This window comes from uncultured Brachyspira sp. (genome assembly GCF_944390595.1).
In the GTDB taxonomy this organism is placed as follows: Bacteria; Spirochaetota; Brachyspiria; order Brachyspirales; family Brachyspiraceae; genus Brachyspira.
This window is the reverse complement of record NZ_CALXRN010000017.1, coordinates 1-15977: the sequence shown is the minus strand read 5'-3', so window position 1 is coordinate 15977 and position 15977 is coordinate 1. Positions and strand designations below refer to the sequence as shown.

19 protein-coding genes and 2 pseudogenes are annotated in these 15977 nt (G+C 30.0%); 12 read left to right on the top strand and 9 right to left on the bottom strand.

The genetic code is table 11. The features are described 5' to 3' along the window. From Q0J90_RS01030 to Q0J90_RS00995, 8 genes and pseudogenes are all read right to left on the bottom strand, one after another. Positions 1-114, bottom strand: a pseudogene (locus Q0J90_RS01030) (50S ribosomal protein L4); the annotation flags it as partial. Between the two features lie 18 nt (positions 115-132). Beyond that, positions 133-786: a 50S ribosomal protein L3 gene (rplC, locus tag Q0J90_RS01025; protein ID WP_028330950.1), complete on the bottom strand. Its 654-nt coding sequence runs from the start codon at positions 784-786 to the stop codon at positions 133-135. Positions 787-889: 103 nt separating this feature from the next. Then, positions 890-1195, bottom strand: coding sequence for a 30S ribosomal protein S10 (rpsJ, locus tag Q0J90_RS01020; protein ID WP_028330951.1), 306 nt, complete (start codon positions 1193-1195; stop codon positions 890-892). Between the two features lie 83 nt (positions 1196-1278). Then, positions 1279-2505, bottom strand: a complete 1227-nt coding sequence (tuf, locus tag Q0J90_RS01015; protein WP_297204083.1) for an elongation factor Tu — start codon at positions 2503-2505, stop codon at positions 1279-1281. Positions 2506-2579: 74 nt separating this feature from the next. Then, complete coding sequence (gene fusA / locus Q0J90_RS01010) at positions 2580-4661, bottom strand: elongation factor G (protein ID WP_297276147.1); 2082 nt, start codon at positions 4659-4661, stop codon at positions 2580-2582. Positions 4662-4682: 21 nt separating this feature from the next. Further along, a complete protein-coding gene (gene rpsG / locus Q0J90_RS01005) occupies positions 4683-5153 on the bottom strand; it encodes a 30S ribosomal protein S7 (protein ID WP_297204077.1) in 471 nt (156 codons plus the stop codon). Between the two features lie 14 nt (positions 5154-5167). Beyond that, complete coding sequence (rpsL, locus tag Q0J90_RS01000; RefSeq protein WP_020064458.1) at positions 5168-5542, bottom strand: 30S ribosomal protein S12; 375 nt, start codon at positions 5540-5542, stop codon at positions 5168-5170. Positions 5543-6708: 1166 nt separating this feature from the next. After that, on the bottom strand, positions 6709-7221 hold the full coding sequence (locus tag Q0J90_RS00995; RefSeq protein ID WP_297276146.1) for a PaaI family thioesterase: 513 nt from the start codon (positions 7219-7221) through the stop codon (positions 6709-6711). A 197-nt stretch (positions 7222-7418) separates the two neighbouring features. Here Q0J90_RS00995 and Q0J90_RS00990 point away from each other — a divergent pair, with 197 nt between their 5' ends. From Q0J90_RS00990 to Q0J90_RS00975, 4 genes are read left to right on the top strand one after another with little or no spacing between them, the layout of a single operon-like run. Next, positions 7419-7682 (top strand): YtxH domain-containing protein, encoded by a 264-nt coding sequence (locus Q0J90_RS00990; protein ID WP_028330964.1) that lies wholly within the window; start codon positions 7419-7421, stop codon positions 7680-7682. Further along, positions 7682-8080 carry a DUF948 domain-containing protein gene (locus tag Q0J90_RS00985; protein ID WP_297276145.1) on the top strand — a complete coding sequence of 133 codons (399 nt, stop codon included), beginning with the start codon at positions 7682-7684 and terminating at the stop codon, positions 8078-8080. The genes Q0J90_RS00990 and Q0J90_RS00985 overlap by 1 nt, the downstream gene beginning before the upstream one ends. A 15-nt stretch (positions 8081-8095) precedes the next feature. Continuing rightward, complete coding sequence (locus Q0J90_RS00980; protein WP_297276144.1) at positions 8096-9181, top strand: peptidylprolyl isomerase; 1086 nt, start codon at positions 8096-8098, stop codon at positions 9179-9181. A 15-nt stretch (positions 9182-9196) separates the two neighbouring features. Continuing rightward, on the top strand, positions 9197-10093 hold the full coding sequence (locus tag Q0J90_RS00975) for a hypothetical protein (protein WP_297276143.1): 897 nt from the start codon (positions 9197-9199) through the stop codon (positions 10091-10093). Here Q0J90_RS00975 and Q0J90_RS00970 read toward each other — a convergent pair. After that, the gene (locus tag Q0J90_RS00970) at positions 10086-10826 is read right to left on the bottom strand and encodes a site-2 protease family protein (RefSeq protein ID WP_297276142.1); all 741 of its coding nucleotides are present in this window, start codon (positions 10824-10826) and stop codon (positions 10086-10088) included. The two genes, Q0J90_RS00975 and Q0J90_RS00970, sit on opposite strands and share 8 nt — an antisense overlap. Before the next feature lie 200 nt (positions 10827-11026). On the opposite strand from Q0J90_RS00970, the gene hisIE reads away from it, so the two are divergent. The 8 genes and pseudogenes from hisIE to Q0J90_RS00930 form a co-directional block, all read left to right on the top strand. After that, the gene (gene hisIE / locus Q0J90_RS00965; RefSeq protein WP_297276141.1) at positions 11027-11707 is read left to right on the top strand and encodes a bifunctional phosphoribosyl-AMP cyclohydrolase/phosphoribosyl-ATP diphosphatase HisIE; all 681 of its coding nucleotides are present in this window, start codon (positions 11027-11029) and stop codon (positions 11705-11707) included. A gap of 156 nt (positions 11708-11863) precedes the next feature. After that, entirely contained in the window at positions 11864-12403 is a 540-nt protein-coding gene (locus tag Q0J90_RS00960) for a hypothetical protein (protein ID WP_297276140.1), read from the top strand. Positions 12404-12418: 15 nt separating this feature from the next. Further along, the gene (locus Q0J90_RS00955) at positions 12419-13324 is read left to right on the top strand and encodes a hypothetical protein (RefSeq protein WP_297276139.1); all 906 of its coding nucleotides are present in this window, start codon (positions 12419-12421) and stop codon (positions 13322-13324) included. Between the two features lie 12 nt (positions 13325-13336). After that, positions 13337-14050 (top strand): hypothetical protein, encoded by a 714-nt coding sequence (locus Q0J90_RS00950; RefSeq protein ID WP_297276138.1) that lies wholly within the window; start codon positions 13337-13339, stop codon positions 14048-14050. A 21-nt stretch (positions 14051-14071) separates the two neighbouring features. Further along, positions 14072-14737 carry a cell envelope biogenesis protein OmpA gene (locus Q0J90_RS00945; protein ID WP_297276137.1) on the top strand — a complete coding sequence of 222 codons (666 nt, stop codon included), beginning with the start codon at positions 14072-14074 and terminating at the stop codon, positions 14735-14737. A gap of 3 nt (positions 14738-14740) precedes the next feature. Then, positions 14741-15010, top strand: a complete 270-nt coding sequence (locus Q0J90_RS00940) for a hypothetical protein (protein WP_297276136.1) — start codon at positions 14741-14743, stop codon at positions 15008-15010. A gap of 12 nt (positions 15011-15022) precedes the next feature. Next, the gene (locus tag Q0J90_RS00935; RefSeq protein ID WP_297276135.1) at positions 15023-15673 is read left to right on the top strand and encodes an outer membrane beta-barrel protein; all 651 of its coding nucleotides are present in this window, start codon (positions 15023-15025) and stop codon (positions 15671-15673) included. Between the two features lie 24 nt (positions 15674-15697). Next, positions 15698-15977: pseudogene (locus Q0J90_RS00930) on the top strand (hypothetical protein); the annotation flags it as partial.

The following is a 15977-nucleotide window of genomic DNA, read 5'->3' as shown; positions in this document are numbered from 1 at the left end:
ATTTTTGATTGCTTCGTAAAGTAGATTATTGTTAACTTCTGATTTAAATATCTCGTCAACAACCTCTAAATTGCCTACGCTATCTCCATTTTCATTTAGTATTACTACTTCCATTTTATCATCCTGTCATAATTAATTCATTGAGTTCTTTTTCTTATTGCGTTTTTTTACAGCTGATGTCAATTTAACTATGCTGTTAATAGCACCTGGTATAGCACCTTTAATCATAATCAAATTATCATCTGGTCTTATTTCAACTACTTTCAAGTTTTGTATAGTAGTTAAAGCATTGCCCATGTGTCCAGGCATACCTTTACCTTTCCATACTCTTGCAGGATAACTGTTACATCCTATAGAACCTGCTCTTCTTCTGAAGTTAGAACCATGGCTCATAGGACCGCCGTCGTAGTTATGTCTTTTCATTACACCTGCAAAACCACGACCTTTACTCAAAGAACTAACATCTATAAAATCGCCTGCTTGAAATATATCTACTTTAAGCTCCTGACCTACTGTATAAGAACTAGCATCGTCCATTCTGAACTCTTTCAAATATTTCTTAGGCTCTAAATTTGCTTTTTTAAATTGCCCTATTTGCGGCTTGTTTAAATGCTTTTCTTTTACGGCACCATAACCTAATTGAATAGCACTATAACCGTCTTTCTCATTATCTCTTATCTGCATAACTGTGCATGGCCCAGCTTCTACAACTGTTACTGCTATAGCATTTCCAGTTTCATCAAAAACTGTTGTCATACCCAATTTTTTGCCAATTATTCCTACCATCGGCGAATCCTCTATAATGATTTTACTTACTACTTTCTTTAACTTATCAAACTATTACAGATAAAACGTAGTAAAGCTTTATCTTTAATATTTCATTAAACGCTTATTTAAGCTGAACATCAACCCCAGCTGGAAGCGCTAATTTTTTAAGAGAATCTGTAGTTTGAGAGTTTACATCAAATATATCTATTAATCTTTTGTATATACGCATCTCAAATTGTTCTCTTGATTTAATATTTACATGCGGACTTCTTATTACTGTTACCTTACGTATGCTTGTAGGCAATGGTATAGGTCCTGATACTCTAGCACCTGTTTTCTTTACACTAGCAACTATAGACTGAGCTGATTGATCTATAAGCTCAATATCAAAGGCTTTTAGTTTAACTCGTATTTTCTGTTCTTTCATAGCTTGAATTACTCGCTTTCTCTTAATTTAATTAAAGGGTATATCTTTAATTAATCAAAGGTATACCCTCATTATTTTTCCTATTATTCTAATATTTTTGTTACAACACCGTTACCTACTGTTTTACCGCCTTCACGTATAGCGAATCTTTGTTTTTCTTCCATAGCGATAGGAGTAATTAATTCAATAGTTAAGTTAGCATTGTCGCCAGGCATAATCATTTGAGCACCTTCTTGTAGGTTGATTACTCCTGTTACGTCTGTTGTTCTAAAGTACATTTGAGGTCTGTATCCTGTTACGAAACCGCTGTGTCTTCCGCCTTCTTCTTTTTTCAAGATATATACTTCAGCTTCGAATTTTTTATGAGGTGTAATTGTACCTGGTTTAGCCAATACCTGTCCTCTTTCTACTGCTTTACGTTCAATACCTCTTAAAAGACATCCAACGTTATAACCAGCTATACCTTCAACTTCTTTCTTGAACATTTCTACACCAGTACAAGTTGTTTTTTGAGTATCTCTAATACCAACTATTTCAACTTCATCACCTTTTTTGATTTTACCTCTTTCAATTCTTCCAGTAACAACTGTACCTCTTCCAGGAATTGAGTATACATCTTCGATTGACATTAAGAAGTCTTTATCTACTTCACGTACTGGATCTGGAATATATGTATCTAATGCATTTAATAAGTCTATTATACATTTACAATCTGGATCAGTTCTTGGATCCTTACCTGCTTCAATAGCTTGAATAGCTTTAATAGCTGAACCTCTAATAATAGGAGTTTTAGAACCATCAAAACCATAGTGATCTAATACGTCTATTACTTCTGCTTCTACTATTTCTGCCATTTCTGGGTCATCTAATTTATCACATTTATTTAAGAATACTACGATGTAATTTACACCTACTTGTCTTGAAAGAAGTACGTGTTCTTTTGTTTGTGGCATTACACCGTCTTCTGCTGATACTACCAATATAGCACCGTCCATTTGAGCAGCACCAGTGATCATGTTTTTAATGTAGTCAGCGTGACCTGGACAGTCTACGTGAGCATAGTGTCTGTTGTCTGATTCATATTCAACGTGTGATGTTGCGATTGTCAATATTTTTGTTGGGTCTCTTCTACCTTGACTTTCAGAAGCCTTTGCTACTGAGTCATAAGCAACTTTCTGTACTGTTGCTGGGAACATAGCAGATGATACTGCTGTTATTGCTGATGTCAATGTTGTTTTACCATGGTCAACGTGTCCGATAGTACCAACGTTAACGTGTGTTTTTTTACCTTCGTAAGTTCCTTTAGCCATTTTAATCCTCCAATTATTTATACTTTAGGAATTATTTTTTATTTTACTAATCAGTAACCTTTTATTTATGTTACTTACTTATTATTACCCATTCTAGCACCTATTATTTCATCTGCTACGTTTTTAGGTACTTCCTCGTAATGAGAGAACTGCATTGTATAGCTTGCTCTACCTTGAGATACGTTTCTGATACTTGTTGTATATCCAAACATTTCAGCAAGAGGTACTGTAGCATTAATTGATTTATAACCTGATTTATCTGTAAATCCGTGAACCTGTCCTCTTCTTGAAGCTAAATCTCCTATTATATCACCCATATAATCTTCTGGAGTTACAACTTCTACTGTCATCATAGGCTCTAATAAATATGGATCTGCTTTTTTACATCCATCTTTGAATCCCATTGAAGCTGCTATTTTAAATGCCATTTCTGATGAGTCTACTGGGTGGAATGAACCGTCATAAGCTGATACTATAACATCAAGCATTGGATAATTAGCAAGAACACCTGTATTCATAGCTTCTACACAGCCTTTCTCTACTGCTGGTATATATTCTCTTGGAACAGCACCGCCTACGATTTCATTATTAAATTTAAATCCTGCATTAGGTTCATTAGGACCTATTCTCAACCATACATCTCCGTACTGACCTTTACCGCCAGACTGACGTACAAATTTTCCTTGAACTTCAACAGTTTTCTTAATACCTTCTCTATAAGATACTTGAGGACGTCCTACATTTGCCTCAACTTTATATTCTCTTTTCATTCTGTCGCAGATAATCTCTAAGTGTAATTCACCCATACCTGCAATAATTGTCTGACCTGTTTCTTCATCAAATGTTACTCTGAATGTTGGGTCTTCTTCAGCAAGTCTTGATAAAGCTACTGACATTTTATCTCTGTCGCCTTTTGTTTTAGGCTCTATAGCAACATTGATTACTGGCTCTGGGAAATTGATTGCTTCTAAAATTATAGGAGCATTTTCAGGACATAAAGTATCACCTGTTGTTGTTTCTTTAAGACCTACTGCTGCTGCTATATCACCAGCATATACTGTATCAATTTCTTCTCTTTTATTAGCATGCATCTGAAGTATTCTTCCGATACGCTCTCTTTTTCCTTTTGTTGCGTTAAACACGTAAGAACCAGCTTCTAATATACCAGAATAAACTCTGAAGAATGCTATTTTTCCTACATGAGGATCTGTCATTATTTTAAATGCTAATGCACTGAATTTTTCATCATCTGATATTTTTCTTGTTATTGGATTACCATCTAAATCTGTACCTTCTATTTCTGATCTGTCTACTGGAGATGGCAAATAGTCAACTATACCGTTAATTAATACTTGAATACCTTTATTTTTGAAAGCAGTTCCGCAGAACATTGGAAAGAACTCTGCTGATAAAGTAGCTGTTCTTATAAGTCTTTTTACAGTAGGAACATCTATTTCCTCACCTTCAAAAAATTTATTCATAGCATCATCATCGTATTCAACGATTGCTTCTAACAATGAATTCCTGTATTCTTCTGCTTTTTCTTTTAATTCAGGTCTGATTTCTCTCTCTTCCATTTTCATGCCGTCTTCAGAAACCCAAATTACTTCTTTCATATTTACTAAGTCAACAACACCCTCGAAATTACTTTCTGCACCTATAGGTATAACTACTGGGTGACTGTTAGCTTTTAATCTTTCTCTTGTTTGTTCTAAAACAGCATAGAAGTTAGCACCTATTCTGTCCATTTTATTAACAAAAATAGCTCTAGGAATTTTATAATTGCTTGCCTGCCTCCAAACTGTTTCACTCTGAGGCTGAACACCGCCTACTGAACAGAAAACACCAACGGCACTATCTAATACCCTCAAAGATCTTTCTACTTCTACAGTAAAGTCAACGTGTCCAGGAGTATCTATCAAATTAATTCTGTTTCCATTCCAAAAACATGTTGTTGCTGCTGAAGTAATTGTAATACCTCTTTCTCTCTCTTGTTCCATCCAGTCCATCTCTGCTGCACCTTCATGAACCTCTCCTATTTTATGGGTCTTACCAGTAAAATAAAGAATACGCTCACTTAAAGTAGTTTTACCAGCATCAATATGAGCCATAATACCAATATTACGTGTGTTTTCTAATGAAATTTGACGTGCCACTTTTTACTTACTCCTTAAAAACTACCACCTAAAGTGTGCGAATGCCTTGTTACCTTCAGCCATTCTATGAACTTCATCTCTCTTAGCTACTGCCTGACCTTTTCCGTCTATAGCATCTACAATCTCATTTGATAAACGTTCAACCATACTTCTGCCGCCTCTTTTTCTTGAAGCGTTTATAAGCCATTTGAACGCCAATGATTTTTGCCTGTCTTCTCTTACATCTACTGGAACCTGATAAGTAGAACCGCCTACTCTTCTTGATTTTACTTCTACACGAGGCTTAATATTTTCTATAGCTTCATTAAAAGCTTCTAAGCCGTCTTTATTTGTTTTTTCTTTAACTACATCTATAGCTTTATAAAATATATTTTCAGCCTTACTTTTCTTTCCATCATACATTAATTTATTAATAAATTTACTTATATCAACACTGCCGTATACAGGATCAGCGTCTATTTTTCTAGATTGTGCTCTTCTTCTTCTAGCCATATTACTTTACTCCATTAAGCCTTTGGTTTTTTAGTACCATATTTACTTCTAGCTTTCATTCTTTTTTCAACACCTGTAGCTTCACGGCTTCCGCGAACTATGTGATAACGGCATCCAGGTAAGTCTTTAACACGTCCGCCTCTTATAAGAACGCGGTTATGTTCCTGTAATGTGTGATCTATACCAGGAATATAAGCTGTTACTTCCATACCATTAGTTACTCTTACACGAGCAATTTTACGCATAGCTGAGTTAGGTTTTTTTGGTGTAGTTGTTGTTACACGAGTACAAACCCCTTCTCTTTGCGGACATTTCATTAATGCAGGCGATTTTGTTTTGTTTATTATACGCTTGCGACCTTTTCTTACTAATTGATTAATTGTAGGCATAAAATACTAAACCCTCTAATATTTATTTTTTGTACAAATTTTATTTCTTAAATTCCTAATCCTAACGGAAAGGTAATAACTAAATTATTCTTTAAAACTTCAAACACGAAACAGTATTAAACCACACTGAGCATTTATAGCATTAATAATTTAAGAAACTATACTATACGCTTTAATCGCTTTTTATGAAAGTTAGATGATTATAAATCAATAAACTAAAAAAATCAATAGTATTTGATACTTTTTTCACTTTTTTACTAAATTATATTTTAATTTTTTTATGACTTTAAATATTATAACAAACTATTATGATTATAATATTTTTTATTAATTAGTTTGTCTGCATGCTATATTCAGATTATAAAAGATGTACATATAAAAATCATATACTGATTAGAAGCAGCCGCATGTTGCTAAAATTTTATACTATTATTATTTTTATATCTGTAATAAATTATATGAATAAACTATATTTTTAATTTCTTATATAAAATCAAAACCCAGATAAAACATTTATTCATCTATAAATTATATATGCGTCAAATATATTTATTATAATACTTAAAACTAAATAAAAAGAAATGTTTATATCAATCAATTACCCTAATGGAATACCTACAATAACTTATACCTTAATATAATTAATTAACTACATAATATGTAATAGAAGAACTTTGTATATGTATAACTTTTAATTTCTTAAACAATAATACCGCAACCATATATATACGCTATAATATATTTTCTTCCTTAATTATATTATTATTTTATCATAAGTCTATAGATAAATTATTTTCTGTTTTTTCTTGTATTGGATATATAAATAAAACATTTTAATTTATTCTATTTGTCATAGAATTAAATGCTTTATTAATAATCATATAAAGATATATATTTTTTCAAATATTTTATTATTATTCTATACAAAAATTATAAAGCTTAAATCAAAGCTATATTTTTTCTTTGAAACTGTTTACACATACAATCATAATTAGTATAGTTTCAATAAATAATATTTTCTATAAGACTATAAAAAATGTGTTACTGTATCATCATTGTAGCCTAAATATTTTTTAGTTATAATACCTATATTTCCTAATAATATTATATTCAACCTTAATAATAATTTATATATTTTTCATGCATTATATAAAAACTGCAAACTATCAAGGAATATCTATAGTTTTAGGGTCGCTTTCTTTCTTCTCTACAAACCAATCTTCTTCGCTGTTAGGATCCATTTCTGCTATTTTATCAAGCCCCATACAAATATATGTACCTTTAGCGGTTACAGCTATTTTTCCATCATTTAAAAGTATATAACCCTCACCCTCATAAACTCTCCCGTCTCCGGAAGTAATTTTTCCTACTATTCTTATTTGTTCATTAATAGGAACTGGTTTTTTATATTTTGTTGTAAGAGTCATAGTAACACCCCATTTTTCCTCTCCAGTATAAGGCATCATAGCTCTTCCTATAGTTTCATCTAAAATCGCAGCAAGTATTCCTCCATGCACTCTGGAAGGATATCCTTGATGAACATCTCTAAAGGTAACCAAAGCACATAATGATTTATCTTCAAGTTCATAAAACTCAGCTTTCAAACTTAAATCATTTTTAAATCCGCACACTAAGCACATTCTAGAATTATTTTGTTTATTTAATACTTTTAATTCCATAAATAAACCTCCAAAACTTTTTGAATTATTTTGAATTAAATATTAATACTTTTGTACAAAAAAACAATATCACTATTTATTTTTTATTACTTTTTATGTAAAAATAAGTTTTATAAAACGTTTTATTTAGTTGACAAAAAAGAAAATTAAATTTAATATTAAGCCAAAAGTTATATAACCTAGGAGGATATTTTATTATGTCTAAAGAAGTATCAGGAGTATTTTCATTCTTATTGGGTTTAACTGCAGGTGTAGCATTAGGTATACTATTTGCTCCAAAAGCAGGAGAGGAAACTAGAGAAGATATTAAAGAAACTGTGGAAAATATAAAATATAAAGTAGATGATCTTTATCACAGAGGAGTTTTAAAAACTTCAGAATTCGTTGAAAAAGGAAAAGAAAAAACTAGCGATTTCTTTGATAAAAGAAGAAAAAAATCTAGCGAAGAAGCAGAAGAGTAATGCAGGATATTACATTTCAAATAAATGTTATAGCTATATCATTAGCTTTTATTGCAATATCTACTCTAATATTAGTGTTAGCTATATTTTTTGTAGTGCTTGCTAGTTATTTTAGATTCACTAATAGATTTGATAAAATTTTAGAAAATGTTGAATCTATTAGTGAAAAAATAAATAATATTACAAACACTGTAAATGAAGAAGCAGACAAAGCTAAATCTACTTTAGATGTTGTACATGATACATTCAATAATTTAGCTGAGAGTGTTAATAGCTTTAGTATAATTACTAAAGATTTTATGAATAATTTTAATATATTTAATATTGTTCAGTCTATATTCAGTTTATTCACTGGAAGAAATAAAAAAAATACAACAGATGATGATTTTGATTTATAATAGGATTTTTTATATATGTTAAGAAAGGTATTATTTATAGTTTCATTTATTACTTTATTATTTAATTTTGTATATTCTCAGGACGATTCTAATTGGGTTATAAGAATAAGAGATGCAGAAGGTAATGTAAAAAAACTCATTACAGTTGAAAATTGTCTTTCTGAAATATCAAATCTTTCTATACTAAGAGGAGCTCCGGAAGAAGCTGTAAATATTATACTTACAAATGATCTTCAATTATGGCAGTTTGCTTCTCAGCTTATAGAACAGGAATTAATGTACATGAAAGCTGTAGAAGAAGGCTATGATAAAGATGAAGAAATCGTTAAATTAATCTCTAAAGAAAGAGACAATCAAATATCACAGCTATATATGCAGGAAAAAGTAAGCGATGATTTCGGTGTAGTTTCTGATGAAGAAAAAAGAAGATTCTTTAATAATAATAAAGCACGTATACAGGCAGCTGTAGGCCCTAATGTAACTTATGAACAGGTTGCTATGGATATAGAAACTACAATTTTACAGGAGCGTATGCGTAATGAATATGATAAGATTATAGATGCCGCAAAAACAAATTATAATTTAGTATATTCTGTAAATAGCGATCCTTGTGTATCTATTGAAGATCATACTATTCCATTATCAGAATTTAATAATATGTTTAATGAATCTTTGAAACAGGCAGGAGGAAATATACCTGCTGCATTAAGAATACAGGCAAGAGATGGAATGTTTAAAGCATTTGTGGCTAGAGAAGTTATGATCTATGAAGCTAAAAAAACAGGATTTTATGATACTCCTCAGGCTAAATCCATAGAGAATTTTTTAACTAGAAGTGCTGTTACTACACACTATATAGATAAAACTATAAGAACAACTATACCAAAACCTACAGAAGAAGAAATTAATGCCGCTTATGAACAATACGGCAAAATATATAATATAGATTCTCTACCTTATGCTGATGCACAGAAAGCCCTTGAAACATTAGTTATAGAGGCTAAAACTCAGCAAAAATATCAATTATTAATAACAGATTTGAGATATAGATACAATATAGAAAAAAATCTATCACTCTTAAATCCTAAAAAGGATCAATAAAACCTTTAAGATTTTATGAAAAATAGATTTTTAATTTTATATTTATCAATTTTTATACTATTCTGTTTTTCAAAATTTTCATTCGCTCAAAGAAATGATTATTATTTTGATATATCCCCTCTTATAGAAAAAAATAAAATGTTTTCTGTAGGAATAGGAGGAATATTCAGCGAATATAATTCTTGGTTTAATGGTCAGCTTTATACATTGGATCCTTACAATCAAAATATAAGCAGAAGAGATATATATTTTACATTTATGCCTTATTTTAAAGTTAGGCCTATTAAATTTATAGAAATAGGAGTCTCTACAAGCTTTGTATATCAAAGGCAGGATTCAAGAAATGATTTGACAAGTGCCACAAATATGAATGATAGTTTCGGATTTGATGCTATTAATACTTCTGTAAAAGCAACTCTTTTAGATTGGTATTTATCTATAGGGGCAAAATTTGGAGTAAGCTATACATTTAGAAAAAATAATTTTTTATATAAGGATGTAAAAGATCCTCTAAATATATACGGGACAATAATGATAGCAGGAATTCCTAAAGTTATACCAGTAAATTTCTTATTTGCCTACACTTTTGATACAAGAGATAATTTATTAGAAGATATATTTAATATAGGAGAAATAGTAGGAGCAATAGAAATAATAACATCTCCATTTATAACTTTGTATACAGGTGTAACTTATGTATTTCCATACAAAAAAGACTACTCTATGACATATTTAGAGCCTTTCGTAAAATTCAAAGCCACAATATCAGATTTTTTATACATGACTGTATCATATCATAAAGTAGTATGGGGTAAAGGTTATGCTCCTAATACATCTACTTTTAACTTTGCTATAGAATACATGTTTTATTCTCCAAAATGGGACTGGTGGCAAGGCAAATTCGTTAAATAGAAAATATTACACCTATAGTAGATTTACCCAAAAAATATTGCGACATATTTTGTATAAATGCTAATATTGTTCTCAATATTCCAAAAAACAGCAATGCATAAAGTATTAAAAATCCATAAGGATATACTTTATCATAAGTGCTTTTTCCTTTATCAGATAAGAAAAATCTTAATATCCATCCTCCATCCAATGGCGGAAACGGTAATAAATTAAAAAACATAAGCATTATATTAATCATATAAAACATAAAAAGCATTGTTAAAATTACAGGAACTCCATTAATAGCAAAATTAGAAAAAGCATTATTATAAGATTCTAATGACATTAAAATTTTATATATTACAAAAGTTCCGTCTATCGGCATAGTAAGTATTTTCATTATTACAAAGGATATAGTTGCTATTATAAGATTAGCAAAAGGTCCTGCAAATGATACTAATGCCTGATCTCTTTCATAGTTTTTAAAATTATAAGGATTTACCGGAACTGCTTTCATCCAGCCTATAACAGGTATTCCAGTAACAGCTGCTATTATAGGCAATATTACACTTCCCAATATATCAATATGAGCAAAAGGATTAAGTGTAAGTCTGCCCAAATTCATTGCTGTTTCATCTCCAAGCATATAAGCTGTTCTAGCATGAGAATATTCATGTGTACTTGCAGATATTATAAATACCATATAAGATATCAATCCTATGGATAATTTATTTGAAAATATATCATAAACCATTTAATTGCTTCCTCTTTTTTATCTATACATTAGTGTATTTATTTTAGTACAAATTATCTTTTTTGCAAATTTAATTTTTACTTTCTAATATTTTAAAAATAAGAAATATATGAATTAAATATATTAATTTTTTACAGGAAATATTGCAAAAAAAACGTAATTGTAGCATACTATTATTAATATTTTAAAGGATTTTATTTATGAACAATACCCCCATGGATAATTTAAAATTTGATAGTAACGGATTAATACCAGCTATAGTTGTAGATTATTATACCAAAGAAGTGTTAACTTTAGCGTATATGAACAAAGAAAGTCTAAAAATAAGCATAGAAGAAGGCAAAACTTGTTTTTACAGCAGAAGCAGACAGCAATTATGGAGAAAAGGCGAAACTTCCGGAAATTATCAGCATATACAATGTATCAAAAGCGACTGCGATAATGATGCATTAGTAGTAGAAGTTATCAAAGACGGACCGGCATGCCATACAGGTGCTGAGTCATGCTTTATGAATGAAGTATATTCAAAAGATGATTATAAAGACTTTTCTAAAGATGATTATAAAGACTTTTCTATAGATAAACTATATGAACTAATAAGAGGAAGAAAAATTAACCAAACAGAAGGTTCATATACAACGTATCTATTTAACAGCGGAATAGATAAAATATTAAAAAAAGTAGGAGAAGAATGCACAGAAGTTATAATAGGTGCAAAAAATGACAGCAATAAAGAAACTATATATGAGCTTTCAGACTTACTTTACCATAGTTTAGTATTGATGGTTGAAAAAGGAATTAGTATTAACGATATAAAAAATGAGCTTGCAAGCAGATCTATAATAGACAAAAAAGTAAAACAGCAAAGTATGAAAGAATAATTTCTATGAATTCTAATTAAAAATATATAACTCACAAAATTTTTACGGCTATGTTTAGCAATTTTTAACAAAAAAAGTAAAATTTTACTATAAAAATATTGCATTATTTTCATAATGATTTATCATATAAACATAACTTATTTTATGGAATATAATATGAGAAAAACATTTATTATACTGATTTTAGCAATTTTATCGTTAAATTCATGTACTAAAGATTTTGGAGTAAAAATCACAAAACCAGGTGCAGATTTAATACTTTCTAAAATGCAAAGCGGAAATTGGGCTGGAGCTAGTGCAAGCGGCAATAAACTTAACATTTCAAATGGAGGAACTCTTAACGGAGATTATACATTTGAAGAACCTGTACTAGGTATAGGCGGAATATATAAAGATAGTAATGGAAAATATATAATGACTACTCCTGTAGGCGATACGCTTTATGCTATGGAAATGAATCAGCAAGCTAAAGAAGCTGTTGATGCTATATTAGATATACTTGATGATGCAGGCGGAGAAGCTGTTATTGGAAACTTAATAAGTGCTGTTATAGATAATGGTGCTGATAAAATAGATTTAAGCAATTCTGATAAAATACTTGAAGGTACTAATTTAACTCCTGATAAAAGAGCAGAAGTTGAAGCTATATTGAAAGCATCTTCAAACGGTTTTTCAAATGGTCAGGCTATAAAATAATAATCGAGTTTTATTATGAAAAAATATTTAATATTATTAATTATTCTATTTAGTAGTTTTTCCTTATTTGCTAAAGGACTTCCTTTATCTACTGAGGTAACAGGAGAGGATTATAGCTGGATAAAGGGAAGACAAATGATTAGTGTTAATCTTAATCCGGGCGGAGCTATATATTTTCCTTTATTATTCAATACAGCAGCAAATAATGCTGTTAATTTAGGAGGATTATTTGGATTTAATTTGGGAGATGTAGCTAAATATTTTGATTATGCTGATGCTAAAGGAAGTGCTTGGTATATACCTGCTATTTCTTATTCCATATTTGTTCATAACCAAATAGCAATGGAAGCCGGTATAGGAGTTTATTCAAGCACTTATGATTTAACTATTTCAAAAGAGAATGCAGGAAAATTATTAGAAGCATTAGGACAGGGCAATTATTCAGGTGTAGTTGGTACTGATACAAAGTTTAATGCATCATTTATATTTATGCCTGTTACATTCGGTGTAAAATTCTACGGACCTAAAAGACAGTTTTATAATGCATTCCGTTTCGGTATAGATGCTTTCTTCTATACTGTTTCTACAGAAAATGGATTAACAGGTATAAAAACTGATCACACTGTATATGATGCGGCATTATATGTGTCTTATGAAATAGGATGGAATATAGAGTTATTCCCTACAAGAGAATGGAGAGTTAAACCTACTATAGATATAGCATTGCTTGAAATAGGTTATTATGTAAGACCTTGGGCAGCAAATGTATACAATACTGTAACAGGAGGAGTTACTTCATTAACTGCAGGATTCTCTGCATTTAATATTCCTGCTTGGAACAGCTTCCCTAGTTGGGCAAAATACGTTGCTAATATAAGATTTGCATTATTCCCAAGAATAGGCTTTAGTTTAAGATTTTAATGGATTTGAAATATGAATACTAAAAAAATAATAATTTTTATATCTTTGTTAGTTTTTACTTCCTTTTCTATAGTACATGCTCAGGATTACTTCAAGCACTCTATTGCGGTAGATTTTGGTACTACTTTGTTTTCTATGGGAACTATACCTCTTATTAGTGATTTAGTGTTTAAACCTAAGGAAGGAGCAAGCGGAAAAGTCTATGACGGTAAATTTGGTATCAGACTTTCTTATAATTATACATATCTTCCAAAACAGTCATTGGACATAACATTAGGTTTCTATGCTTTTGATACTCATTATGGAGATTACGGTACACCTGGAATAGACAGCAGTACAGGAAATATTATAAGTTCTGCTACATTAGGAAAATTCTACAACGGCAGCACTATAGCAATACCGGCATCTATAGGAGTAAGATTTTACTTTAATAAGAGCAATACCCCTAATGGCTTTTTCTTATTGCCTAAAGTTGGTATGACCACATTCATAGTTAATGGTAAAGAAGTAAGAGATGACGGCAGTGTTAAATATAAAAGAACAACAGTATATGATTTTTATATATCCGGGGAAATGGGTTTTAGAATAGATTTATTTTCTAAAATGGGTGCTGATTGGAGTGTACGCCCTTTCATAGATATATCATTGCTTGATATAGGTTATTCATTTACTCCTGGAATCAGATTAATACCTCTTCCAAGATTGGCTGTAGGTATATCTTTTTAATAATTACAGAAGGTTTTTATCATGAAAAAAATTTTATTGATATTAATAATAACTTGTTTGATGAGTTCGTCTCTATTTCCATTAATTGAATCATTTTATATAGCACCTAAAATAATTTATAACTTTAATGATTCAGGCATACGTAATTCTAGAAATCAAAGAGTAATGAATAATTATCTTGGTGCAGGTATTTCAGGAGGATTTGATTTTTACAGATATCAAAAGTCTGTACCTGTTAGAGTAGAATTAGAATATGCTTTTAAAGACGGTATGACTGGAAATTATCATCTAAATAACATATTAAAACAATCTCAGCATACTATACTTGCTGCTGCTTATTACAGTTTCCATATTTATCATATAAAAAAGAGCGAATTAAAAGTATTAACAGCAGATGAAATATACAGAAGAACACCAATAATGTCATTATATTTAGGCATGCTAATTGGAACAAAAATAAATGTGAATACTTATGACAGATGGTTTGAAGACGGCGGAAAAGTGAAAGCTACTGTAACTAAACCGGAAGCTACATTTGCAATAGGTGCAGCTTTAGGACTTGATTTTTATGTTACAAGCTTTCTTAATATAGATATAGGCTATAGATTATTATACAGTTTGGATAAGACTTTAGCTCATGAATTTGCATTAGCTGCAAGATTCCCATTACCAGACCTTAGGAAATAAAATATGAAAAGAGTTATTTTATTATTTATTATTTCTATATTTATTTTTACATCCTGTAAAACTGGTACTTTAGTTATTGTTCCTATACCTAATATAGAAATACCGATATATCCGCCTCAGACTAATTTAAGCTTAAATACTAATAATATGATGTTTAATAATTATTCTTTAGGATTAGGCGGTTTTAATAGAAGTTTATTTAGTAATAGTACTGTTTTTTTCAATGGTACTAATAGTAATTTATTAAAAAAGAATTTTGTTTACTTAAAATAAAAGGGTTGTTATATGAAACGATTAGTGATTGTATTATTATTTTTTATAGTTGCCTTTTCAAATAAAACTTTATTGTCAGCAACATTTTCAGGTATTTATATAGCCCCTAAATTTAATTTTAAGCATGAAGCTTTAAAATCTACAAATATGGAAGAGACTCTTAAAAAAGGTTCTGTTGTTCTTGATAAAAATAATTATGTAGGGTTTGGTGTTGCTTTGGGATATGACTTATTTAGAAAAACAAGATTAATCCCTCTTAGAATTGATTTAGAATATATGTTTCAAGGAATGGTTGCAGGAAAAGATAAGGGCTATTTTATGCAAAGTATAATGGGAAGCATTTATTATGATATTAATGTTTTCTTCCTAAAAAATAGCGAATTGGATACTGTTACATCAAAGGTTTTATACCAAAGAACACCTCTTATGAACATATATATAGGCTTATCAATAGGAAACAGATTATTCCAAACTAGGTATAATTATGACGGAATAGGAAATGCACTTATTACGAAAAGTTCCTTTGTATTTGGAGTTAATGCAGGTTTAGTATATAATATATTTGATTGGCTTGCTATAGATTTGGGATACAGATATATAATAGGTTTCGGCTTTACTGATGCTCATGAAGTTTTACTTGGAGCTAGATTTACTTTAAGATAATTATAATTTAGAAGAAGTTTAATTATGAAAAATAATATATTAATATTGATTTCTTTATTCTTTTTTGCTGTTTCATGCTCTACTACAAGTGAAAATGTTGTAATTTTGGCTTTTAGTAAACAGCTGCATGCAGTTATGTACAATAATAATAGCGAATATAAAGATATTCCTGATGCAACTGTAAAAAGAACAGGAGACAGAACTGTACTAAATACTGGTAATGTTATAAATTTTGATTTTGATTCTTATCAATTAAAAGATGAATATAACAATGGAATAAATGAAATATATAAATATTTAAATG